Origin of the sequence: Anatilimnocola aggregata, assembly GCF_007747655.1 — a bacterium.
Classification (GTDB): Bacteria; Planctomycetota; Planctomycetia; order Pirellulales; family Pirellulaceae; genus Anatilimnocola; species Anatilimnocola aggregata.
This window is the reverse complement of record NZ_CP036274.1, coordinates 2,130,604-2,153,636: the sequence shown is the minus strand read 5'-3', so window position 1 is coordinate 2,153,636 and position 23,033 is coordinate 2,130,604. Positions and strand designations below refer to the sequence as shown.

The 23,033-nt window shown below is 58.2% G+C and carries 15 protein-coding genes; 7 read left to right on the top strand and 8 right to left on the bottom strand.

The annotated features are described in order from the left end of the window. The first annotated feature begins 60 nt into the window (after window positions 1-60). On the top strand, window positions 61-6,267 hold the full coding sequence (locus ETAA8_RS08265; RefSeq protein WP_145087382.1) for a tandem-95 repeat protein: 6,207 nt from the start codon (window positions 61-63) through the stop codon (window positions 6,265-6,267). Between the two features lie 24 nt (window positions 6,268-6,291). Further along, window positions 6,292-6,987, top strand: coding sequence for a VIT1/CCC1 transporter family protein (locus ETAA8_RS08260; RefSeq protein WP_145087380.1), 696 nt, complete (start codon window positions 6,292-6,294; stop codon window positions 6,985-6,987). Window positions 6,988-7,154: 167 nt separating this feature from the next. Here the strand turns inward: ETAA8_RS08260 and ETAA8_RS08255 are convergent, their stop codons facing one another. From ETAA8_RS08255 to ETAA8_RS08235, 5 genes are all read right to left on the bottom strand, one after another. After that, entirely contained in the window at window positions 7,155-7,493 is a 339-nt protein-coding gene (locus ETAA8_RS08255) for a hypothetical protein (RefSeq protein ID WP_145087378.1), read from the bottom strand. A gap of 250 nt (window positions 7,494-7,743) precedes the next feature. Further along, window positions 7,744-9,132: a group II intron reverse transcriptase/maturase gene (gene ltrA / locus ETAA8_RS08250; RefSeq protein WP_238397424.1), complete on the bottom strand. Its 1,389-nt coding sequence runs from the start codon at window positions 9,130-9,132 to the stop codon at window positions 7,744-7,746. Between the two features lie 582 nt (window positions 9,133-9,714). Next, window positions 9,715-10,011, bottom strand: a complete 297-nt coding sequence (locus tag ETAA8_RS08245) for a hypothetical protein (protein ID WP_145087376.1) — start codon at window positions 10,009-10,011, stop codon at window positions 9,715-9,717. A gap of 348 nt (window positions 10,012-10,359) precedes the next feature. Continuing rightward, window positions 10,360-11,709: a sulfatase-like hydrolase/transferase gene (locus ETAA8_RS08240; protein WP_145087374.1), complete on the bottom strand. Its 1,350-nt coding sequence runs from the start codon at window positions 11,707-11,709 to the stop codon at window positions 10,360-10,362. 34 nt (window positions 11,710-11,743) lie between these two features. After that, window positions 11,744-12,889: an exo-alpha-sialidase gene (locus ETAA8_RS08235; RefSeq protein WP_145087372.1), complete on the bottom strand. Its 1,146-nt coding sequence runs from the start codon at window positions 12,887-12,889 to the stop codon at window positions 11,744-11,746. Between ETAA8_RS08235 and ETAA8_RS08230 the strand changes: the two genes are divergently transcribed. Further along, complete coding sequence (locus ETAA8_RS08230) at window positions 12,888-13,142, top strand: hypothetical protein (protein WP_145087370.1); 255 nt, start codon at window positions 12,888-12,890, stop codon at window positions 13,140-13,142. The two genes, ETAA8_RS08235 and ETAA8_RS08230, sit on opposite strands and share 2 nt — an antisense overlap. Window positions 13,143-13,706: 564 nt before the next feature. Further along, window positions 13,707-13,928 carry a hypothetical protein gene (locus tag ETAA8_RS08225; protein WP_145087368.1) on the top strand — a complete coding sequence of 74 codons (222 nt, stop codon included), beginning with the start codon at window positions 13,707-13,709 and terminating at the stop codon, window positions 13,926-13,928. A 797-nt stretch (window positions 13,929-14,725) separates the two neighbouring features. On the opposite strand, the gene ETAA8_RS08220 is transcribed toward ETAA8_RS08225, so the two are convergent. Further along, on the bottom strand, window positions 14,726-15,949 hold the full coding sequence (locus ETAA8_RS08220) for a DUF1501 domain-containing protein (RefSeq protein ID WP_202921676.1): 1,224 nt from the start codon (window positions 15,947-15,949) through the stop codon (window positions 14,726-14,728). 800 nt (window positions 15,950-16,749) lie between these two features. Between ETAA8_RS08220 and ETAA8_RS08215 the strand changes: the two genes are divergently transcribed. Then, window positions 16,750-17,016: a hypothetical protein gene (locus tag ETAA8_RS08215; RefSeq protein ID WP_145087365.1), complete on the top strand. Its 267-nt coding sequence runs from the start codon at window positions 16,750-16,752 to the stop codon at window positions 17,014-17,016. A gap of 190 nt (window positions 17,017-17,206) precedes the next feature. Here the strand turns inward: ETAA8_RS08215 and ETAA8_RS08210 are convergent, their stop codons facing one another. Both ETAA8_RS08210 and ETAA8_RS08205 read right to left on the bottom strand, forming a co-directional pair. Then, window positions 17,207-18,499, bottom strand: a complete 1,293-nt coding sequence (locus tag ETAA8_RS08210) for a DUF1552 domain-containing protein (protein WP_145087363.1) — start codon at window positions 18,497-18,499, stop codon at window positions 17,207-17,209. 2 nt (window positions 18,500-18,501) lie between these two features. After that, window positions 18,502-21,111, bottom strand: a complete 2,610-nt coding sequence (locus tag ETAA8_RS08205) for a DUF1592 domain-containing protein (RefSeq protein ID WP_202921675.1) — start codon at window positions 21,109-21,111, stop codon at window positions 18,502-18,504. A 363-nt stretch (window positions 21,112-21,474) separates the two neighbouring features. Between ETAA8_RS08205 and ETAA8_RS08200 the strand changes: the two genes are divergently transcribed. Together ETAA8_RS08200 and ETAA8_RS08195 are read left to right on the top strand one after the other, a co-directional pair. Further along, window positions 21,475-21,663: a hypothetical protein gene (locus ETAA8_RS08200; RefSeq protein WP_145087359.1), complete on the top strand. Its 189-nt coding sequence runs from the start codon at window positions 21,475-21,477 to the stop codon at window positions 21,661-21,663. Window positions 21,664-21,782: 119 nt separating this feature from the next. Beyond that, window positions 21,783-22,991 (top strand): outer membrane protein assembly factor BamB family protein, encoded by a 1,209-nt coding sequence (locus ETAA8_RS08195; protein WP_202921674.1) that lies wholly within the window; start codon window positions 21,783-21,785, stop codon window positions 22,989-22,991. The last annotated feature ends 42 nt before the right edge of the window (window positions 22,992-23,033 follow it).

Here is a 23,033-nt window from a genome sequence, read left to right as displayed (position 1 = left end):
TTTTCAGCATGTCAGTGCCGCCATGCCCACTTTTCTACACCTGTGTCAGAGGAATTCACCATGAACGCCCCAGTCTCTCTGTTGATGGCCAACAGCCCCAAGAAGAATCGCGGTTCGAAATCCAGTAGCACACGCAACAACAAACGCCGCCGCTTTCTGTCGCTGGAAAACTTGGAAGGGCGTTCGCTGCTGGCCATGCTAGTGGCCGATGTTCTGCAAGGAACGGCGAACACCGCCGTGAGCGGCACTGTTTACGAAGACGTCAATTCCAACGGCGTGCGCGACGGCGGCGAGAACGGCATCGCAGGCTGGACGGTTTATCTCGACTTAGACAATAGCGGCACGTTGAACAACGATGCGGCGGGGACGCAAGAGCCATCAGCAGTCACGAATGTCGACGGTGACTACAGGATCAATCGCCTGGTTCCCAATACGTACCGTGTCGGTGAGGTGGTTCAAAGTGGCTGGACCGCGACGGCTCCGGTTTCCCAGGATGTAATCGTTACTCAAGGTCAAAGCACCCAAGCTGACTTTTTCAACTTCAGCGGCGGCGACATTGTGGGGACTGTGTGGAACGATCTCGATCAAGACAGCATCCGCGCAACGGATCCAGTCTCAGGCGCGTTTACAGAACCGGGCCTCGTTGGTTGGACCGTATTCTTGGATCTTGATAATGATCGAGCGCTAGGCGCTGGCGAACCAGCAACGGTCACTGCGGCGGATGGCAGCTATTCGTTCGTCGGATTGCCGCCGGATGACTATGAGGTGACCGAGGTTCTGCCTGCGGGTTGGGATGTTCCTTCCCGCTTTGACATTCGGCAGACTGCCAGTGTCGTCGCTCGCGAACAAGTGGTGCAGGACTTTGCCAACTTCAGTATGACGAACGGTTCGATCCAGGGAGTGATTTGGAACGACACCAATGCCAATGGAGTCCGTGAGACGAACCCAACAACCGGTGAGTTCACCGAGCCTGGCCTCGCGGATTGGACCGTCTTTTTAGACGCGAACAATAATCGTGCGCTGGATGTCGGCGAACTCTCTACGGTAACCGATACGGACGGCAACTACGCGTTCATTAGTTTGGATGCTGGCGATTACGAAGTCACCGAAGTTTTACCCAGCGGTTGGAGCGTATCGCCGACTTTCGATTCCCGCCAAACCGTGGCAGTCAATGGTGGTGAGGTGTCGACGGCGGATGACTTTGCCAACTTCACATCGCTCAACGGATCGATTAGCGGAACCGTCTGGAATGATCTCAATCGCAACAGTCTGCGCGATGTCAGTACGATCACGGGTGCCTATCTGGATCCCGGACTCGCGAATTGGACCATCTATCTCGACTTGAATCGCAATCGAGTCGCGGATGCAACAGAGCCAACGACGCTCACCGACGCTGCGGGGAACTACTTGTTTGCCGATCTGCAAGTTGGCGAGTATCAAGTGATCGAAGTTCTGCCAACCGGCTGGGAAGCAGCGAGCACTTTTAGCGATAGCGAATCGGTCGTTGTCTATTCTGGTGCTGAGTCGGTTGCTCCTGACTTCGCCAATTACAACATCGCAGTTGCGACACCGGGATCGCTGCGCGGAACTGTTTGGAACGACATCAACTCTAACGGAATACGTAACGTCAATGCGACGACGGGCGAATTCACTGATCCGGGCCTCGCAGGCTGGACAGTCTATGCGGACCTCAATTCCGATCGGCTTTTGAGCGTCGGCGAGCCCCAGGCGACCTCGGCTGCAGATGGCTCGTACACGCTACCCGGCATTCTGCCTGGGACTATCACCATTTATGTGCAGCCCACCACTGGCTGGCGGGCAACAGCACCGCTCACGAACTCTCGCACAGTTGCCCTGCGTAGTGGCGATACCGTCAGTGGACTCGACTTTGGTGAAGCCGAGATTAGGGATTCCAGCATTCGTGGCGTGGTGTTCGCTGATTCAGATCGTGATCAAGTGCGAGACGCCGGTGAGCGCGGCCTCGGTGGAGTCACCGTATATCTGGATCTCAACAACAGTGCGACACTCGACGTCGGTGAGCCAGAGGTTCAAACATCCGTCGATTTGTACTACACCCCGGGAGTCGATGAGGCGGGTACTTACAGCTTCACGCATCTGGCCAGCGGCACGTACTCCGTTCGGCAAGTTGTTCCAGCAACTCTGAGTGCCACGCCGGCCGCCGAACGGGAGCATGTGGTGACAATCACCGCTGCTGGTCAGTCGGGCGTTGATTTTGCGTCTGTGTATCGCGCCAACGAAATCCATGGAACCCGTTTTGATGACGCCAACGGAAATCATGTGCGCGACGCAGGTGAAATGGGAGTGGGTGGCGCAACCATCTATGTTGACCTCGACCGGGATGACATCCATGACGCTGACGAACCCAGCACGATGACGTCGGCCGATGGCTCGTACACTTTCACCAACCTGACGCCAGGCGCATATATCGTTCGCGAAATCATCTCTGCTGGTTACACCCAAACTTCGCCAACTACGGTCGGCGGTATTCTCTGGCCGAGTGGAGTCAGCAATCCCGCGGTGGGCAACGTCAACCCACCGAGCATCACGACATCGCTGGCAATCGGTGCGAGCCATCGGCAGACGGTAAGTCTCACGCTTCCAGATACGGGTGCGCTAACGAACCTGGTGGACGTGTTTCTGCTGTTCGATGACACTGGCAGCTTTGTGAACAACAGCCCGATCGTTCGGTCCGCCTTTCCCAGCATCATTTCGCAGTTGCAGACTTCGTTGCCAGGCATTGATCTTGGCTTTGGCGTGGGACGTCTCGAAGAGTATGCCAACTTCGCTTCGGAATATGCGACCGGACGGCCGTTCACTCTGAATCAGCCTATCGTGGCGGCCAGCACCACGGGCTATTTAACCGCCATTCAAGCGGCGCTGAATCGCACAACACCAGGATACGGCGGCGATGGACCTGAGACCGACATTGAAGCGCTCTATCAACTCGTGACCGGACGAGGATTCGACGGCAACAACAACGGCTCGGTGCTTGATAGCGGCCGCGCAGGTTTGGCGGCGACGCAACTCAATCCGGGCAGCAGCGGTGACGTTCCCTCCTTTGCGTCCTTCACGGCCGACGCTGCCAATTCTGTGATGCCGGCCGCGGGCAGTTTAGGCGGTGCAGGTTTTCGCGCCGGTGCGTTGCCCATCATTCTGCTGGCAACGGATATCGGCTTTGCCTATCAACCGCAGGGCGAAACATCGGTCACAGGCTTGGGCGGTCTGACGTTACCCGTCTCTGCATTCACACAAACATCACGCCCCACTACGCCGTTCAACAACGGTGCGGGGATTCAACAGACGATCACGGGCTTGAATGCGTTGGGTGCGCTCGTCATCGGCCTGGGCACCAATCCGCAAGCGACGATCGACCCGCGACAGGGACTGGAGGCCATCTCCAAACTCACGGGTGCAACCAATCAATCGACGGCAACGATCGCCAACGGCACGGCAGACCCCATTGCTCCGGGTGACCCACTCTATTTTCAGATTGCCTCCGGCTTTGGCGCTAGTGTGGCGAATGGCGTGACGAGTGCTATTCAAAACGCAGTGACTAATGTCGCCGTTGATATTGAATTGCAAGCCTCCGATCCACGAGTTCGCATTGTCAACCACACCGGCACGCTGCGCGGCCTCAGCGCTGGTAGCACTGCTTCCTTCGACTTCGAGTTCGTCGGCGATGGCATTCCACATCGCTTCGACCTGCAATTCGTACGGGCTGGAACCAACGTTGTGTTGGGCTCAATTCCCGTGGTGATCGGAACTCCTGTTCCCGGCGATGGCTATGAATTTGAAGATCTGGAAGAAGGCGAGATCGAGTACGAAGATGACTTTGGCGCACATGCTTCGAGCATCGAAGTAATCAATGTGGCCCCCTCGTTTGTCAGCGGCGGCAATGTTAGCGTTTCCGAGGATTCCGGACTGCAGTCGATCGTAGCCTGGGCAACGGCTATCAGCGCCGGTCCCGCCAGCGAATTAAGTCAATCGGTGAACTTCCTAGTCAGCAATGACAGCAATTCGCTCTTCAGCGTTCAGCCCACTGTTTCCGCCGATGGCACGCTCAATTTCACGCCAGCAGCAAATGCGTTTGGAACCGCGACAGTGATAGTGCAGTTGCATGACAACGGCGGCACTGCCAATGGCGGAATCGATACGAGCGCAGTGCAGACTTTTACTATTTCACTTGCGAGTGTGAACGACGCTCCCGTGGCAACTGCCGACTCTTACGCGACGGCCGAAAATGCTTCGCTCACCATCGCTGTGAGCGGAGTGCTAAGCAATGATACAGATATCGAAGGGGGCAAACTGACGGCCGTTCTCGCAACGGGGCCAAGCCATGGCACGTTGACTCTAAACGCAAATGGTTCGTTCAGCTATTCGCCGAATGCCAACTACAACGGCACTGACAGCTTCACTTACAAAACGAATGACGGCGTTGCGGATTCCAATATCGTCACGGTGAGCCTAGCCGTCACGCCGGTGAACACTGCGCCGCTGGCCAGCGTGGATTCGTATACGATTGCGGAAGATACCCAACTGTCGATCATCACGAATGGCGTTTTGGCGAACGATACAGATGCCGATAGTGCCACGCTAACGGCCGTGCTTGTTGCTGGTCCCAGCCACGGCACATTAACGTTGAATCCTGACGGTTCGTTCGCGTACTCTCCAACTGCTAACTACAACGGCCCGGATAGCTTTGCTTACCAGGCCAATGACGGAACACTGGATTCGGCGATCACGACGGTGAATCTCACGGTCATTGCCGTCAATGACGCACCGATTGCGTCCGGGGAAGTCTATTCAACGGCTGAAGACGTTCTCCTGGCAGTGATGGCCGGCGGTGTGTTGAGCAACGATGTTGATGTGGATGGCAATACGCTGCGTGCGATTCTGGTGAGCGGTCCCAGTCATGGCACGCTGATGCTCAATCCCGATGGTTCGTTCGTTTACTCCCCGATTTCGAATTACAACGGGGCCGACAGCTTTGTTTATCGCGCCAACGATGGCTCGGCCGATTCCAACCTGATCACAGTGAGCATCACAGTGACACCGGTCAACGACCCGCCGGTCGGCGTTAACGATGGCTATCAAACTAATCAAGGCATTGCGCTCCCGGTCCCTGCAACAACCGGTGTGCTGGCAAACGATCGCGAGGTCGATGGTGATTCATTGTCTGCTGCCTTGTCCACAAATCCGGCCAACGGAACTCTGGTATTCAATTCCAATGGCTCGTTCACCTACACGCCGCGAACTGGATTTTCCGGAATCGATTCCTTCGCTTACCTCGCCAGCGACGGCCTGCTGAACGGCAATCTGGTTACGGTCACAATCGATGTCAAAACGTTGCCCACCACCAGCGACACCAAGTTTATCGTCGTCGATGCGACGGCCGACCAGACCTTCAATTACGATGCTGCCGGCAACTTGGTCGTTCGGCACTCACTCAACAAGCAGGCTCAGGAGTCGCGGGGTGTTGCGGCCAACAAGGACGGTTCCGTCTATTGGGTCGTCGACAAAGATGGCAAGGTGTTTGTGCATGACCAGAGTGGTCGTCTTCTCGGTCAGTGGCAAACCAAAGGCATCGACAAGCCGGAAGGAATCGCCACGAACGGCACTGATCTCTGGATCGTCGATCGCGAAACCGATCGGATATTTCTCTTTGCGGGTGCCGCCGCGCGGCGCAGTGGCAGTGTGAAGGCGACATCCAACTTCGCCCTTGCGGTCAGCAATCGCGATCCGTTTGATGTAACGACGGATGGCGCGCATCTGTGGGTAGTGAATAATACCAACTCGGTGGACAAGGTATTTCGCTATTCACTATCCGGCGCATGGCAAGGAAGCTGGCAAATCGACGCCACCAATCGCAATCCGACTGGCTTGACCATCGATCCGAACGACGTCAACCACATTTGGATCGTGGATTCTGGCACCGATCGAGTGTACGAATACTCAAGTGCTGTCAGCCGCTTATCGGGACAACAGTCCGCAGCACTCAGTTTCGCGCTCAACTCCGCAGACGGAAATCCACAGGGCATTGCCGATCCACGGCAGGCAATTCACCTACAGCATGTTGACGAACAAACACTCGCAGCGGTGGCCACTGCCCACGATGTTGCAGACGACGATGTGTGGACTGCCGCCTTACAAGCGGTGATGGCGGATCAAGAGCGGAACTTGCGTAGCGCAGGGGGTGGTATCATGCAACCCGCCGCGAAACTGCAGTTCCGACACCGCGGACGGTAGGAATTCAGTTTGGGAGTGAACTTTGTGAGAGCGTTACATCGCGAATGGCACCGCACCGATCGCATCGGTTGGCTCCGCGCAGCAGTGCTCGGAGCCAACGACGGTATCGTGTCGACCGCCAGTCTTGTCGTCGGCGTAGCCTCTGCACAGGCAGCATCCAGTGAGATTCTTGTAGCCGGCGTGGCTGGACTGGTCGCGGGCGCAATGTCGATGGCTGCTGGTGAATATGTCTCGGTTAGTTCGCAGGCCGATACCGAACAGGCTGACCTGGCGCGCGAGCGCCAGGAGCTTGCTGCCGATCGATCCGCTGAGCATCGCGAATTGGCTGCCATCTACGTGCAGCGAGGACTCGATGAAGTGCTGGCCGAACAGGTTGCCGGTCAGTTGATGGCTCACGATTCACTCGCCACGCATGCTCGTGACGAGCTAGGGATTTCGGATCTGACGACCGCCCGCCCCGTGCAGGCAGCTTTCGCCTCCGCGGGCACGTTTGCCGTGGGAGCAGCAATGCCGCTGCTCACGGCGATCATGGTTCCGCCGCAGGCATTGATTCCCGTTGTCATTGGGACTTCCGTTGTATTCCTCGCATTGCTGGGTGGTTTTGGCGCCTATGCAGGAGGCGCTCCAGTGCTCATAGCCGCGGTGCGAGTGACTTTCTGGGGCATATTGGCGATGGCACTCACGGCTGGCGTAGGGGCCTTGTTTGGGGCCCGTGTCTGACATGCCTACAATTCAAAATCGTTCGGCCTACCGCCGGCTTGCTTCCGTCCCTTCGCCTAACAACAAGCTACTTCGGTCACATCGGCCGAAGAATAGAAGCCTCGTTCGGATCGGGTAACCCCGGTCGCAGTGCCGGGGCTGGCGTGGCTCATGACCTGCCGGTCGCTCTACGGGTTGTAGCCGTATCCCATGCTGTGCTGACGAGGTGTCATGCCGGTGCCACAGTGGGGCGTCATCTGCTGGCCAGAAGGCCGGAAGCTCGGCGGGCAGTAGCCGGGGTTCATGCCGTACTGCGGTGGACACACAGGTCGGTTGTACAGGCCCATCCCAGGCTGGCAGTTGGGTTGGCCGTAGGGCGAGCAGTTCTGCTGAAAACCAGGCTGGCAGTTGCCACCACTCGACCAGCTGTAGGAGTACCCGCCAAAGCCCTGAGCGGACGCCGATTCGACGGCTACCAGGGCGATCACAGCAACGACGAGCGACAGGGCGATAGATGCGAGCTTCATGGCCAAGTTCCTAAACCTGAGTGTTTGTTTTTCGAAGCGTCATTCGCCTCGTCACACTTAGCCCGTAAACGGTCAGCAGCACCCGCCATGTATTTTTGAAATCTTTGGCGGCCGGAGTTTGATCGGGAGGAAACGGGACAACCGCCCACGGCAACAATCGGGATAGGGGAGAGCCTTTCGGCTCTGCCCCTCCCACACCACCGGGCATACGGGTCCGTACCGCGGCGGTTCGGCTGGGTGAACGGGTGGTTCAGGTTGTTGGGGAGAGCATCGGAAGGCCCAGCGCCTCGAAGTACGCTCGGGTGAGCGAAATTCCCAGCGCGGGGCTGCGGCTGAGGTGCCAGTAGCCTTTGCGGCTGCCGGCGGTTTGAGCGGCAAGGTCTTTGCCGATTCCCAGCCTTCGCAGTTCAGCGAACCGGCGTGGGCCAGTCCGCCATTGCTTCCACGCATAGCATCTCAACCGACGGTGAATCCAACTGTCGAAGTCACGCAGCACCGATGGGGTCTGGCAGAAGCCGAAGTAGCCTCGCCAACCCAGCAAGTAACTGCGCAGTTCGCTGACCACGCGTTCCAAGGACGAGCCCCGGTTACGTTTGGTCAGTTGCCGGATTCGCTGCTTGAACTTCGCTCGCGATGAAGGTGCGATGCTCCGCTTCTTGCTGGAGGCGAACGTGAACCCCAGGAACTTGCGTTTCCCAGGGCGGTCCACGGCGCTCTTCGTCTGGTTGACTGTCAGCCGGAGCTGAGTGGCCAGCCAGTGAGTCACGCTTTGCAGAACACGTTGTCCCGCCCGCTGGCTTTTGACGTACACGTTGCAGTCATCGGCGTAGCGGGCGAAACGCAGGCCGCGAGACTCAAGCTCGCGATCCAGTTCATCCAGCAGCAAGTTCGAGAGCAACGGTGAGAGCGGGCCTCCCTGCGGCGTTCCTTCCGGAGTCGCCTCGGTTAGCCCCTCAATCATCACTCCCGAGTTCAAGAAGGCACGAATCAGTTTCAGCAGTCGTTTGTCTTCCACACGCCGAGCCACGCGGCTCATCAGCACGTCGTGGTTCACGCGGTCGAAGAATTTCTCCAGATCCAAATCGACGACCCAGGTGTACCCCTCCTCCAGATATTGCTGGACTTGGGCGATTGCCTGGTGAGCCGACCGGCCCGGCCGAAAGCCGAAACTGTGCTCCGAAAACGTCGCGTCCCAGAGCGGTGAAAGCACCTGAAGAATCGCCTGCTGGATCACGCGATCCACCACCGTCGGAATGCCAAGCTTACGCACTCCACCGTCGGGCTTAGGGATCTCCACACGCTTTACCGGCTGAGGCCGATACGTCCCAGCGAGCAACCCGCCGACGATCCGGTCGCGGTGACGCTCGAAATACTTTTCGAGTTGCGTCACACGCATTCCATCCACGCCGGGAGCGCCACCGTTGGCAATTACTTTCGCAATCGCCTGGTTGAGATTGGATGCGTCGCAGATGCACTCCATCAACCGATCACTACCTGTCGGGCGTTCAGTGCTCAAGTTCGCCGCAGACAGCACGGTCCCTTCGTCGCGGGCGCTCGGAGATTCACTCCCAGCTTCCCCCGCAAAGGCCAGCAGCAGTTGTGTCTGCTGCGTCTGGTTTTTCTGCCGTTTGCTGCCCATGAGTTCTCGGACTTACTTGCCACTCCATTTACCTCGTTTAGCACGAGGTACCGTTCGGGCCTTCGGACGGACCGCGACGATCGTGTGAGCCCAGGCCGTTTCTGCTCTTTCGAGTCAGTGTCCCGCTCAAGCGGATCGGCGGCACCCGCCTACTATGCCCTCGGCTGACTTCTGACGTGCGGTCATCGCTCCTTGCGAAGCAATCAGTTCGGGTCGCAGCAGCAAGGCTGTTCCTCCCAAACACACGCCAGACCTCCCAGGTTAAGTTTGACAACCTTCGTCGCACGCCCGCCGGATTTACAGCACCGGCCTTCGATGGATGGAGGACTTCGCCGTTTCGTGGCGGCTCGTCCCACCGGTACTGCCTACGATCCGATTCCTGTGCGTCAGGCCGCGACTTTGCTCCACGCTTCCTTCAAACCCCGCGTCACCGCGACGCCCTTGCGCTTCGCTGATCCTTCACCTCCATCAGGTTGGATAAGGGACTTCCACCCTCGAATTGGCAAACATGCCTGGCAAACACAAAAAAAGCCCCGGCTGTGACACCGGGGCTATCTTCTTAGCTTGTGATTCAGAAACAACTTAGGGGTTGCCGTAGCCGCCACTGAAGCCGTAACCGTAATTTGGGCGTTGCATCCCGGTACCGCACCAAGGCTGCGGGCAGTTTGGGTAGCAGTTGGGCTGGAAGCTTGGAGGGCAGTAAGGCCGGCCATATTGCGGCGGGCAGAACTGGGGTGGGCAGTAAGGGGCTGGGCGGCAGCCGTAACCCGTGGAGTAGCTTTGTTGAAAACCACCGTATCCTTGAGCAGAAGCCGATTGGACGGCGATCAGGGCGACAGCGGCAACAACCAGGGACGCGGCGAGAGTTGCAAGTTTCATGGTCAGGACTCCAAATCTGAGTGTTTGTTTTTCGAAGCGTCATTCGCCTCGTCACACTTAGCCCGCAAACGGTCAGGAGCACCCGCCACGTATTTTTGAAATCTTTGGCGGCCGGAGTTTGGGTCGAAAAAAACTGGACAACAGTGCATGGCAAGAACGAAAAAGACCCCGGCTGTGACACCGGGGCTATCTTCTTAACCTGCAATTTCAACACGACTTAGAGGTGTCGTCGCAGCCGCTACCGAAGCCACGACCGCAACTGGGGCATCATATCCCAGTGCCGCACCAGACCGCTGGATCAAAGCCGGTTGCCAAACCGTCTTGCGAGGACTTATCACGTCGATTCGATCACTTTATGAACTGCGATTGCCATACCTCCAGAGCAGTGAGCATATCTCGCATGTGCTTCGGTTCATGCGACGCCAGATTCTTCCGTTCACCGAGATCGGTCGTCAAGTTGTAAAGTTCCGCCGGCTGATCGTGCTGAATCACCACTTTCCAAGGTCCGCGGCGAACGGCTTTCATATCGCCCGTCTGCCAGAACAAGGTTCGCTCGGCGATGGGTTCGTCACGTAGCAGCACGGGGACTAGGCTCACTCCGTCGAGGGCCGTGGGACCGCCGGCGGGTGGCAATGGCAAGCCTGCCAACTCCAAGCAGGTCGGCAGCAAGTCCATGGTCATCATCGTCGCATAGTTTACGCCGCCTGCGGCAATTTTGCTTGGCCACCAAGCAAGGCAGGGGACGCGATGGCCGCCTTCGTACATCCCTATCTTTCCTCCCCGCAGCGGTGCGTTCGACGAAACGTTTTTCGCCCCTGCATAATGTACGTAGCCGCCGTTGTCTGAAGTAAAGATGACGAGTGTGTTCCGCTCGAGTTTCAATCGCCGCAGGCAATCCATCACTTTGCCCACGCCGTCGTCCAGCCTTTCGACCATCTTATCGACGACGCGAGGAACATTCTCGGGCGCATGCGGCCCCGTCTTGGTGCGATCGTCGTAGTTCTTGCCGACCTCACGGTAGCTTTCGTCCCCTGGCTCCATCCAAGGAAAATGGACGGCCAAGTGCGGCAAATAGAGAAAGAAAGGTCGGGTGCGTCGGCCTTCGATAAATCGAACGGCATGTTCGGCGAGCAAATCGGTCGCGTAGCCGGCCTCGTCAACGGGTTTTTCGTCGTGCCACCAATCGAGTCGCCCGTAACGGTCGACGTGCGAGACGTAATCGATTCCACCGTGCCTTGCACCGCAAAACACGTCGAAGCCTTGGCGGTTGGGGAGCGCACGGCTTTCGGGCTTCGATCCTAAATGCCACTTGCCGAAGATCCCGGTGTCATAGCCGGCGGACTTCAAATACTCTGCGATGGTGCGGGCTTCATCGGGAAGGCCCGGGCTACGTTCACTCAGGGCCTCGACTACTCCAGAGCGTTGCTGGTACTGTCCAGTCAGCAGTGCGGCTCGGGTCGGCGAACAAGAGGCTGCGTTGGCATGGAAATCGGTCAGCCGTAATCCTTCTTGTGCCAAGCGATCGAGGTGAGGTGTGCGTGCTCGCTGACCGCCGTAGCACCCGAGATCGCCGTATCCCAAATCGTCGGCAACGATAAGGACGATATTGGGGAGCGACGCGACGTCGTTGGCCACGACGGGCGAGAGGAGTGCTATCGCAACGACGCAGGCGACTGCACAAATCAGTTGCCGATTCATGATGATTCTTTCTCCTGGAGAAGCCGGCCGTATTTCACTTTCGCAATGCCTCGACTGATGCCAGCGGCACCTTGAGCACCTCAGTTTGCATTTTCTTCTGCGAGAAGGCGATGAGCAGATGCTCGTTGTGCTCGATCGCGTGCGGATACTGAAACGTCGTCGCCTTGGTCATGGGGATCACAAGCTGCGCCATCTTCGTGAAAGTCAGGCCGTCCTCCGACAGTGACACGTACAGCGAGCGACGGCCGGCTATCATCGGCGGTCCGCCGACGCAGGCGTTCGAGATCAAAACCCACGCACCGCTTTTCAGCCGGATCGAATAGATCTTGCTCGTCGCATTGGGAAAGTTCGTCAACTCCGGCTTAGTCCAGGACTTGCCGCCGTCGGAAGAAAACGAGCGAAACAGTTTTTGCGAACCACCGTTGTCGCGGAACAACGCATGAATGCGGCCGTCGGGCAACATTAAACAGAGCGGTTCGTCCGGGACCATTGGTTTATACTGGAGCCGTTGCATCACAGGGAACGACTCCCAGTCGTCGAGCGCCTTCACGCCGCCGCGGAGCATGTACACGTTGAACCGCGCGTCGCGGCGGGTTATCAGCCACGATCCGTCTTTCAACGACTGTGGCTCGAAGTTATTGATGGCGTCTTCGTACAAGACGTCTTTGAACTTCCAAGCGTCGGCCGTCTTGTCCCAGACGTAAGCTTCAAGTTTCAATTCTTTGTTGACTCCGAATGCTCCTTTATCTCGAAAGTGAGCGACCAGCGCGAGCAATTCGCCGTCTCGCAGCCAGAACCCACGGGCAATGTATGCATACGGAGCCTCGGGTGCCGTCATGACTGGCTTCGCTGCGGTCCACTTCAGACCATCGTCGCTGGTCGCATAGCTGACAAACTGAGTCGGCACGTCTTCGACAACGGGTCCATGACTGAACATGCACCAATATTTGCCGTCGTGGTGAATCAGATAATTGTGCAGTTGAAACTTCAACTCTTCCGTCCCGGGACAGACGACGGCATGTTCGCCGGTAATCTTGGGAAGCTCGCCGAATTCGATTGCCAAGGGATCGGTGATCGTAACATTCAACTTAAGCACGACGGCCGACTCGACCGGCTCTTCGCCAATTAAGGCAGAAACGGACAGCAGTACGAAGAGTGTCGCGTAACAAAACTGTCTCATGGTTGGCCTTGCCTTTATCCAGGTCGTCGTTAACGACTTTGATCGCTTTCTATTCACCGCAGCCAAAGCCGTCGTGTCTGGCGGTCGGATTATAAAAGGTCAATTTGCTGCCGTCGCACGCTTTGAGGCGTTTCTGAAACCTGCACTTGCGGCTGGCATAAGTTACGGGATTTTCGACACAACTCCCCTGCTCGCACCAATGGCAGTCACCCCTACTCCCTTCAGCGAAGCCATACCTCCAAATCGCAACTAGGTGGCTGCGGGAATAGCCCAACCCTGTTAGCTAGTCAATCTTGCAACAGGCATGCGTTGCCAAAACACGGGTGGCTCGTCCGTCAAATCGCAGACATTTCTTGGCTAAATCCCGGCCGCCTCATTGAAGCCGACAGTTTAGCAACTCTCCCAACCATGGACCACAATCGACTATGCTACAACAGGGCAACTCACTATTTCACGATGCGTAGGAATTTCAGCATGTGTTGCGGACGGGCAGCGAAATCGCGAAGGGTAGGGGAATTCTCAAACGGTATCACACCCACGATCGACTTTGGTTGCACTGATCTGCGTTGGAGCGCATGATGTCGAAAACAGTCCGCCTCGTGCCAGCTGGGAGTTCACCGGTTATGCACCGCCTACAACCTACGTTGCCTCTCTTCCTCGGTTTTGTATAACTCCTCGGTCTTTCTTCCGCCGAAGCGGTTGACAAGAAAGTTCGGGTGTTCATTCTTTCGGGGCAATCGAATATGGCGGGCCTCGATCCCAACGTGTCGTTCACGCCGGCCGTACCAAGGAATTCGCCGACGATGAAGTGATCGTGGTGAAGCATGCTATTAGCGGCCAGCCGATTCGTCGCTGGCACAAAAAATGGACGCTGCCCGCAGGAGCTGAGGAAATTGCTCGAAAGGTCAACAACGGCGATCTCTACCAAGTTCTGATGGATAAGGTGAAAGCGGCGCTCGGTGACAAGCGACCGACGAGCGTTGCCGTGCTGTGTGTCACGACCTTCTGGAGTTTTCTGCGCGAGTTCTCGCCATTTTAGTCGAATCGAGGCGGCGATTTCCATCAGCCTGGTTGCTCGACCGGTGGGGTTGGTCATGATCGAGTGATGGCCACCGCAACTCGCACGCAACGTCGTTATGATCACCGTCTCCGGAATCTGGTCCGCACAACACGGGAGATTCACTGCGCCATCCAACGAGGGGTCCCTCGTTCGACCGCACGTGGCTGACTGACGGATTCAGAAGTCCCAGTCGGCCCCGGTCGCTCAAGGCGGCCGGGGCTGATGTGGCTTTTCTTTAGCATCTGGGATCTGGGGCTGTTAACCGTCGGGTCGCAGGTTTGAATAATTAGAGGGGCAGCTTTGAAGTGTTAGATATTCTCCCGATTGTGGCTGCCGACCAAAGGAGTCGCTAGTCGCTTTTCCATCGCATTTTGATCCAGCGGTGGCGAGAATTCGCGCGAAAAGTCCAAAATGTCGTGGTTCTCAGCACCGCAAATAGCAGAGCATCGGGGCCATGCCGCATTGTCAGCGCGTCCAACTGCTGCCGATTCGCGTGTTGGTAACACTAGCACCGCATGCTACAGCTTAGTGCTCCGCTGACTTCGGCGCGTTCGGAAACGGGACAGTTGGTGAATCGCCGGGTGAGCGTTGTGGAAAACGGGCGTAAGAGAGCAGCCGTTCGCACCAATATGCGCGTCGCAAGTTAGGATCGTTCACGTCGAAGTCATAAGAATACGAAGTCGGGATCCGCGTTGGCAATCGCCTTTCAACCGCGCACGGCTTTCCGCGTGAAACCACGTACGGAATTGCTGATAAATGCCATCAGGATTTGCGGCTTAGATCAGTTCGCGAATGGGGCGCGTGTCGTCCAGCAAATAGCGTGGTCGGCCCGAAAGATCGTTCAACTTGGTTTCCAGGTCAATTCCCAAGTGGCGATAGATGGTCGCCAGGATGTTTTGGCCTGAGTAATTCGTATCTACCGCTCGTTCGGCCCGTGGGCCGGTGTCGCCCACGACTTGGCCCATTTGCAGCCCCCCCCCCGAAAACAAGACGGAACTGGCGGGAGCCCAGTGGTCGCGACCGCCGAACTTGTTGATTTTGGGCGTTCGGCCAAATTCGCCATGCACCACCAACAACACGTCCTTATCCAAACCGCGATCGTGCAAATCAGTGATCAGGGTATGAATCGCTTTATCGTAAATGGGCAACTTCTGCCGGAGGGCATAGAAGTTGGTTTGCGACTTTTGGTCGGTACCGGCGTGGGTATCCCAGTCGCCCGGCGGGCAGATAGTACCCGCCATCGAAAGCGTCACCACGGGGACGCCCGCTTCAACCAACCGTCGCGCTTGCAGCAAGCGTTTGGCCGGGCCGTAAGCGTCTTGCAGTGCCTTCGGTTCCTGGCTGATGTCGAACGCGGTACGCGTCTTCGGCGAACGAATGATCTCCAGCGCCTGATCGCGAAAGCCATCAAAACCCGCGACATTACCTAATTGATCCTGAGCGTTCGGCGGCAGGCGGTCCATATCACGCAACAGGCCGCGCCGCTCGTCGAAGCGGTCGGTGGAGATTTCGCGCGAAAGTTGCAGGCTGCTCATCCCTTCGCCACTGGGCGTGAATGGCCGATGAGCCGCGCCCAGCCAAGCCGGTTCGCCGGGATCAGCGCCATTTTCGCCGCGCAGCGAAACGTAGGTAGGCATGCCGCCTACGCTGCTGCCACGAATACGACTGATGTAACTGCCAAACACCGGCCGCTTTTCACGTTCCCCAAAACCGGTCATCACCACCCAGGCGCTATGCGTGTCCAACATTTCCACGCCGTTTACCACCGAAAACTTGTCCGCGATCGTCGCGTGCCGCGGCATCAATTCGCAGACGCGCAGGCCCGGAACATTTGTTTCGATCGGCTGGAATTCGCCGCGAATTTCGGCGGGAGCGTCCGGCTTCAAATCGTACATGTCGATGTGGCTTGGTCCACCAGCAAGAAAAACGACAATCACTGACTTAGCCCGCTGCCGGTCATCCACCGCTCCCATCGCTCGCCAGCGAAGCATGTCCACCATGGTGAATCCGCCCAGCCCGAGTCCGCCCGCACGGAGAAATTCGCGGCGTGAAACTTGGTCGCACGACCGCGAAGTCTGTTGCGAAAACATCGTGAGCATCATCGTCTCCCGAGAAATGGCGAATCCACAAGCCATCAAGCAATGTTTATGTTATCGGCCACCAAGGGCCGGATCAATGTCAATGAGTTGCTGTCGCTCGATGTGTATTCCCGCTTCTGAAGCGCCTTAGTCTTCTCGCCCTGGCGCCCCCGCGAACTGTGCTAAGCGTTGCCCAGTATGAAGGCGAAGCCAACGATCAGTTCGAATCCAATGCGATGAGTGGCGGAAATAGCAGACCCTTTCAAGTTGCGAGTGATAAAAGCTCCTGCCAGCGTGAGCACTGCCGGGCGAGCGTTCCATTGGCACCGTGACGACTGGCAGCGTCGTCGTCGGCGCGAGCCAGCCACGCGCCGTAGATCGGGGTACTCCTCACCCGACTGCTGCGTCGATGTTGTTGCTGCTGCAGACGCAGGCGATGAACATACCGGCGCTGGGTCCGGGTGATTGAGGTCATCCCTCAATAATCACCGAGAACACGTCGGCGTGAAACTCAGCGCGAGCGAGGAGAGTAGCCGTCCGACTGGCGAGAACTCGCGTGAAAAGTCCCAAATGTCTTGGCGCACAGCACGGCGAGAAACTTTGACAACAGTTGACGATTGGCATGGATGGTGCTTAACATCTGTAAGCATGCGTGATGTCCACCCGAGACTTGGTCTGCTTTTCGAAGTAACCATGTTGGCATCTCCAGAAGGAAGCATCCTATGAAGCGGTTCGCCCTCTCGATTTTCGCCGTTATGGCTTTGTTTGTCTTGGCACCCGAGGCCAACGCTCAATGGGTGCGGACCTATCGCCCGGTTTATCGCCGCGTTTATCAGCCGATGTTCGTGGCGCCGCCAGCGACGCGTGTCTATCGAGCCCCGATGGTTGTCTACCAACCTTCTACGGTCGTATACTCGCGCCGCCGCCCGATTCTAGGCGGCACGGTGGTCAATACTCGGCCCGCCTATCGCCGCTCTGTCATTTGGTAGAACTTGCTGGCGAATGGCGAGAACTCGCGCAGAAAACTCCAGAAGGTCGTGACACACTGCGCCGCAGGAATTCAACGCGCTGCATCTGTCCCTATCGACGAGTAAGACAAGTCACGATCTTAACCGACGTTTCTCGGAACTTGAACCGAATCGAAGCTCAGATCGACGGCATTTTTAGCGTTAACCGCACTTACGCGGTCATTTCCAAACCGCGCATCGTGCCTGTGCTCGAAGCAAACCGGTCTGATTCGAACCCGAGGCGTTGCAACAGTGACACATAGAGATTCGCTAGCGGATAGTTGCGATCGCGATCGAAAGCCAGATGTCGGCCGTGCTTGAATCCGCCGCCGGCGAGCAGCATGGGCCAGTTCTTGTTCGTGTGGCCGTTGGCGTTCCCCATGCAGGTGCCGTAAACCACGGCCGTGCGGTCGAGCAACGACGTGCCTGTTTCGTTCGCGGTTTGCAGGCCGAGGAGAAAATCGCGGACGGCGGCGAGCTGCGCTTCTTCGATCTTTCGCAGTTCGTCGATCATCTCGGGCCGGTTACCGTGATGCGTTAGCGAGTGCGTTTCATGCTCGACGCCGGGGATGGCCGACAGCGTTCCGAGCGGAACGACGTATAAGCTGACGACGCGGGTTGAGTCGGTCTCCAGGGCCAACCGAATCAAATCGAACATCATCCGCAGTTGCGAGATCAACAGCGCCGGACCGTCGACGTCCTTCGGCTCCGCCAGTGAAACCTGCGGCTTCGGTTTGTACTCCCACGCTTCGGCCTGCAGCAGTTGCTGCTCCAGTTCGCGGATCGAGGTGAAATACTGATCGAGACGCCGACGATCGGCCGGCCCCACCGTCATTTCTAAACGACCGGCCCGCGCGCGAACCGAATCGAGCAGGCTTCGGCCGGCCTTGAGGTCTTCCACACGGGCGGCAGTCTCTTGGGCCGTCCCTTGGATGAACAACCGTTTGTAGAGCGCGGCGACGCTCGACTCGGCGGGAATCGCGACGCCCGCGCGAGTGAACGACATGCTGCTCGTACCGTTTCCGGCGCTGACGTTGAGCGTCAGGCTCGGCAGGCGGGTGCGGCTGCCGACCTGTTCGGCCACGACTTGATCGAGCGACACGGTGTTCCGAAAGCCCGCCCCCGCCGGATGCGGCGCGCCGGTGAGAAACGCCTTTTCGTTGGCGTGACCGCCATCGACGCCGGGATGCGACAGCCCCGAGAAGACTGTGAAGTCGCGGCGGACCGGCTCGAGCAGTTTCAAATACGGCGACAGCTCGTAATCGGAACCTTCCATTTCCGGGAAGAACAGGTGCGGCATGATGCCGAGATTCGTTTGCACGGCGACGAGCCGTCGTGCGGTATCTTGTTCAGCCGCTCGGGCCAGGGCCGGCGTCATGGCGTCGAATAGCGGCAGCGACAGCGAGACGCCGACGCTGCGCAGAAATGTGCGACGCGAGAGGGCACAACGCTTGAGCGAGTTCATCGTTACTTCCGGCGAAAGAGGGGGGATTGTACGACTTGGTGTAACAGCGTCCGCAGTCCGTATTCGCTTTTCTGCGCCGCCGTAAGGATGCGCTCGACCTGGGCCCGATCGGCAAAACTGACCGGCGAGCCGGTCGCGTAGAGGATCAATCGTTCGACGAGCGCCCGGGCCACGACCTCCTGATCGCGCAGCAGCAGTTGTTTGTATTCCGCGACGTTGCGGAAAGCTTTGCCGTCGGCCGTCGTGCCCGAAGCGTCGACCGGTAGACCGTATCGAAAGCTCTCAAGTATCGTCTTGGCCGGCACGTTGACGAATTCCTCGCGACTCGGCAAGTCGCCCGTCTCGCCGGTATGGCGATAGCGGGTCCGCTGGCCGCCGATCACGTCGAAGCTTTCCAATGCGAAGCCCGGCGGGTCGATCTGGGCGTGGCAACCGGCGCAGCTCGCGTGATTGCGATGCTTGTCGAGTTGCTCACGAATGGTCGTGGCGCCGCGCACGTCGGGGTCGACGGCCGCGATATCCGGCGGCGGCGGCAGCGGCGCACGGCCGAGCAGGCGGTCGAGCACCCAAGCGCCGCGCAGCACCGGCGAAGTCGTAGTCCCGTTGGCCGTCACTTTCAGCACGGCGGCTTGGGTCAAAAAGCCGCCGCGGACGCAGCCCGGCGGCACAGCGACGCGGCGGATCGCGCTCCCTTCCACGCCCACTATCCCGTAATGCTCGGCCAGGCGCTGGTTCACCATCAAAAAGTCGGAATCAATCGCATGGGCCGCACCGAGATCGTGCGTGAGCAGCTCGCGGAAATAGGCCCGTGGCTCGGCGAGCATCGCATCGCGCAGGTCGAGGCGGAAACCGGGATAGAGCTTTCCTTCGGGGCTGGTCGCATCGATTTCGCGCAGCTCCAGCCATTGATCGAGAAAGTCGTTCACAAAGCGATCGGAGCGCGGATCGGCGAGCAGGCGATCGACTTGCTGTGGGAGGGCCGTGCCGCTGAGTTGTCGCTTCGCCGCAAGGGTGGTTAGTTCGTCGTCGGGAAGCGAGTTCCACAAGAAATACGACAACCGCGCGGCGACGGCATAGGCATCGAGGGCCATCGGGTCCTTCGGGTCGGCGGCCCCCGGAGGTTCGTTGAGGAACAAGAAGTCGGGCGAACAGAGAGCGACGCGATACGCGGCCCGCATGGCGGTCTCAAGAAAATCGCCTGCGGCGAGACGCTCATGCGCAATCTTGACGTACTCGGCGACCTCTTCGGCAGCGACGGGGCGACGAAACGCACGGGGCAGAAAGTCGGCCAGCAGCCGCTCTGCGTCGGCTGTCGGCAACGGCGAGGCAGCGGTCCAAACCGGTTGATTCTTTTGAAATTCGCGGCCGTCCTTATGGTTCGGAACGGAGCCCGGATGACGCAGCGGAGGGGGCGGCTGACGCGGTACCGGTCGATTCTTCTCGTTCGACAATTCTGCCAGCGGCAGATTGCCGAACAGTCGCGTGTGACTCAACGGCGGCCAAGCGTCGTGCAATGGGCCTTCGACGTCCACCCAGTTGACGGCCACACACGGCCCGTCGTATCCCAGCGGGTTGGAGTAGTTCGGCCAGAGGTTGGCCGGGTTGAGTTGCAGCGTCTCGGCCGCATTCAACCAGACCACAATCTCATGCTCGCGCGCCGCCAATGACGGCGCATCGAAATACGCCAGCAGCCGCTCGTTCGCCAACAGGGCCAACGATTGCATCCGCCGCGCCGGTTTCATTTCGCCGGCCTTGTAGTCGAAGCTCCACACCGACGTGCGGATACGGTAGTAACCGGAATGATACGGCGAGAAGTTGCCGACCTCCGGACGATATGATTCACGCGCGCTCGTCAGTATGCCAAGCGAATCCATAGTTTCGAAGTACGGCAGCTTTTCCGGAAGCCGCATTTTTCGCAAGGCTTTGATTTGCTCCAGATCGACTTGGCCGCCTTGGATCGGAAACGAACACTCGCCGAACTGTGCCAAACCGCCGATGCGACGGATGCGAGTCCGATACACCATCGGACGATCTTGGCGAACGATGGCACGATCGAGCACATAGTCGGCGGCTTCGAGGTACTTGCGCAGTTGAACGGCCGAGATTTCGAGCGCGTCGCTCCCTTTATCGAAGCCGTCGACACGACCGTCTTCCGGCAGCAGATCTTTGACCGCGAGCCCCGGCATGGCGAACAGATCGCGGAGCGTGTTTTCGTACTCCGTACGATTGAGCCGCCGCAAGGGGACGCGGCCTTCGCTTCGTTGCTGCCGTGCGTCTTCTTGCGTCAGTAGGCTGCCGAGCGATTTGATCAGGGCAGCGCGATCTTGCGCCGCGAGTGCGTCGCCCGCATCGGGGGGAGGCATTTCGCCGGTCTCGATGCGGTCGTGAATGCGCACCCAGCGCGCGAAGGTCGCCGGGTTATCGAGATCCGTTCCGAGCGTCGCAAGATCGAGGCCGCCCGATTTCTCCGCGGCATCGTGGCAAGCCGTGCAATGACGGTCGAGCAAGGTCCGCACCGGTTGAGGCAACTCGGTGGCCGAGCCGATGCCTGACATGGCCATGGTCCAGGCTAATACGGCAGTGAGAGGCGACGGCCGGCGAGCATACATCATGAATCCAACCCAACATTTATTGAAAGCGATCTGGTCGCAGACTTTGAGTCGAAGTGTCCAGTCTACCTTAGTCCTGACGAGGATACTTGGCCTCGGCCTTAGTAGGATCATCCGGTTAGATGCGGCGGCGGCCTGCGATCGTTGCTGAAAGAAGGCGATTCACTACTTTGCCGAGCCGCGTTGCTTCAACGGCGTCAGGAGGGCCGGCTCGACGTGGAGTAGGCGGACGTGAGTTCCCAACCGTGCTGTTTGTCATGACACTCTACACTTTTTTGCGAGAGTTCTCACCGTTTTTAGCCGAACCGAGCCGGCAATTGCCATCAGCCCGCTTGCTCGGCCGGTGGTGATGGTCATGATGGAGTGATGGCCACCGCGACCGTTGGGGATCGTTCGTCGCTTGATTTTTGTGCCGTGCGAGGCTGCTGTGCAGTCGCGACTCCGCCGGTGACTGGCATGGGCTTTTTTCCCATGAACGATTGCAGGAATGATCCAAGTTTGCTGTTGGCTTCGGGCTTCGCCTTGGAACTGGCGGATGCCGAGGCGCTAGACTGACAGGCCGCAAGTCGTTCGTGGAGTAGCTTTGACTCAGCTTTGGCAATGAAATAGGTGACGAGGAAGCGGAAATGATGGCTTACAAGCGTTGGCTTTGCATCCTAGTTGCAGTTGCGATCATGCCACTTCCGGCCCCTGGAGAAGATTGGCTTCAGTGGCGAGGTCCGACGCGGGATGGTTTCTATCGCGGCCTATCCTGGCCTGAATCGCTCGATGAGAAGAACTTGCGGACCTCCTGGCGGGTCGAACTCGGACAGAGTTATTCAGGGCCGATCGTCAGCGGTAAGCGAGTCTTTACGACGGAAACCGTTAACGCCGATAAAGAGCGAGTCCGTGCGTTCGATCGCGACACAGGCGAGGAATTGTGGCAAACCGAATGGAAAGGTTCGCTAATCGTTCCCTTCTTCGCCTGGGCCAACGGTAGCTGGATTCGCGCGACACCGGCTTGTGATGGTGAGACCCTGTATGTTGCTGGCATCCGCGATGTACTGGTGGCTCTTGATGTTTCCAACGGCAAAGAGCGTTGGAGGGTCAACTTCGTAGATGAATACAAAACGCCGGTTCCCTCGTTCGGATTTGTGGCCTCGCCACTGATCGACGGCGACCATCTGTATGTGCAGGCGGCTGCGGGAGTCGTTAAGCTCGACAAACGTACCGGCGAGGTTGTCTGGCGAGAGTTTCACGACGAAGGCGGTATGAACGGTAGCGCCTTCTCGTCCCCAATTATCGCAACCATCGACGGCGTCCGCCAACTCGTCGTGCAGGCCCGGGAAAAACTAGCTGGCCTCGCGCTCGACAGCGGCAATGTGTTGTGGTCGCAGAAAGTGCCCGCCTTTCGCGGCATGAACATCATTACCCCAACCATCATTGGCGACCTCGCCTTCACCAGCACCTATGGGGGCAAAACAGTCGCGTATCGAATTCATAACAGCGCACCGATGGGCGAATCGCCGAACTTCAGCGTGGAAACCGCTTGGGAGGAACCAGCTCAAGGCTACATGAGTTCGCCGGTCGTGATCGCCGGCCACGCGTATGTTCATCTCCGCAATCAAAGGTTTGCGTGTTTCAATCTTGAGAGCGGTAAGCGTACTTGGACCAGTGAGCCGTTCGGCAAATATTGGAGCGTCATCGCCCGTGGTGATCGACTGCTGGCTTTAGACGAAAAGGGGGAACTGTTGCTCATCGCAGCTAATCCCAGCGAATTCAAGCTCCTCAGCCGTCGAAAGGTAAGTGACGAATCGGCATGGGCTCACTTGGCCGTTGCCGATGGCCAACTCTTCGTGCGTGAATTGAACGCACTTTCCGTCCTGCAATGGAAAGAGGAATAACGCCACTGCTAAACGACGCGTCACTCTCGAACCTAACTTCAT

Coding starts and splice junctions, on each gene's coding strand:
- ETAA8_RS08195 (WP_202921674.1), top strand. CDS start 21,783: ATGCCACTTCCGGCCCCTGGAGAAGATTGGCTTCAGTGGCGAGGTCCG.
- ETAA8_RS08220 (WP_202921676.1), bottom strand. CDS start 15,949: ATGGTGGACATGCTTCGCTGGCGAGCGATGGGAGCGGTGGATGACCGG.
- ETAA8_RS08235 (WP_145087372.1), bottom strand. CDS start 12,889: ATGAGACAGTTTTGTTACGCGACACTCTTCGTACTGCTGTCCGTTTCT.
- ETAA8_RS08255 (WP_145087378.1), bottom strand. CDS start 7,493: ATGAAGCTCGCATCTATCGCCCTGTCGCTCGTCGTTGCTGTGATCGCC.
- ETAA8_RS08230 (WP_145087370.1), top strand. CDS start 12,888: ATGGTTGGCCTTGCCTTTATCCAGGTCGTCGTTAACGACTTTGATCGC.
- ETAA8_RS08240 (WP_145087374.1), bottom strand. CDS start 11,709: ATGAATCGGCAACTGATTTGTGCAGTCGCCTGCGTCGTTGCGATAGCA.
- ETAA8_RS08205 (WP_202921675.1), bottom strand. CDS start 21,111: ATGATGTATGCTCGCCGGCCGTCGCCTCTCACTGCCGTATTAGCCTGG.
- ETAA8_RS08210 (WP_145087363.1), bottom strand. CDS start 18,499: ATGAACTCGCTCAAGCGTTGTGCCCTCTCGCGTCGCACATTTCTGCGC.
- ETAA8_RS08215 (WP_145087365.1), top strand. CDS start 16,750: ATGAAGCGGTTCGCCCTCTCGATTTTCGCCGTTATGGCTTTGTTTGTC.
- ETAA8_RS08245 (WP_145087376.1), bottom strand. CDS start 10,011: ATGAAACTTGCAACTCTCGCCGCGTCCCTGGTTGTTGCCGCTGTCGCC.
- ETAA8_RS08265 (WP_145087382.1), top strand. CDS start 61: ATGAACGCCCCAGTCTCTCTGTTGATGGCCAACAGCCCCAAGAAGAAT.
- ETAA8_RS08200 (WP_145087359.1), top strand. CDS start 21,475: ATGGCCACCGCGACCGTTGGGGATCGTTCGTCGCTTGATTTTTGTGCC.
- ltrA (WP_238397424.1), bottom strand. CDS start 9,132: ATGGGCAGCAAACGGCAGAAAAACCAGACGCAGCAGACACAACTGCTG.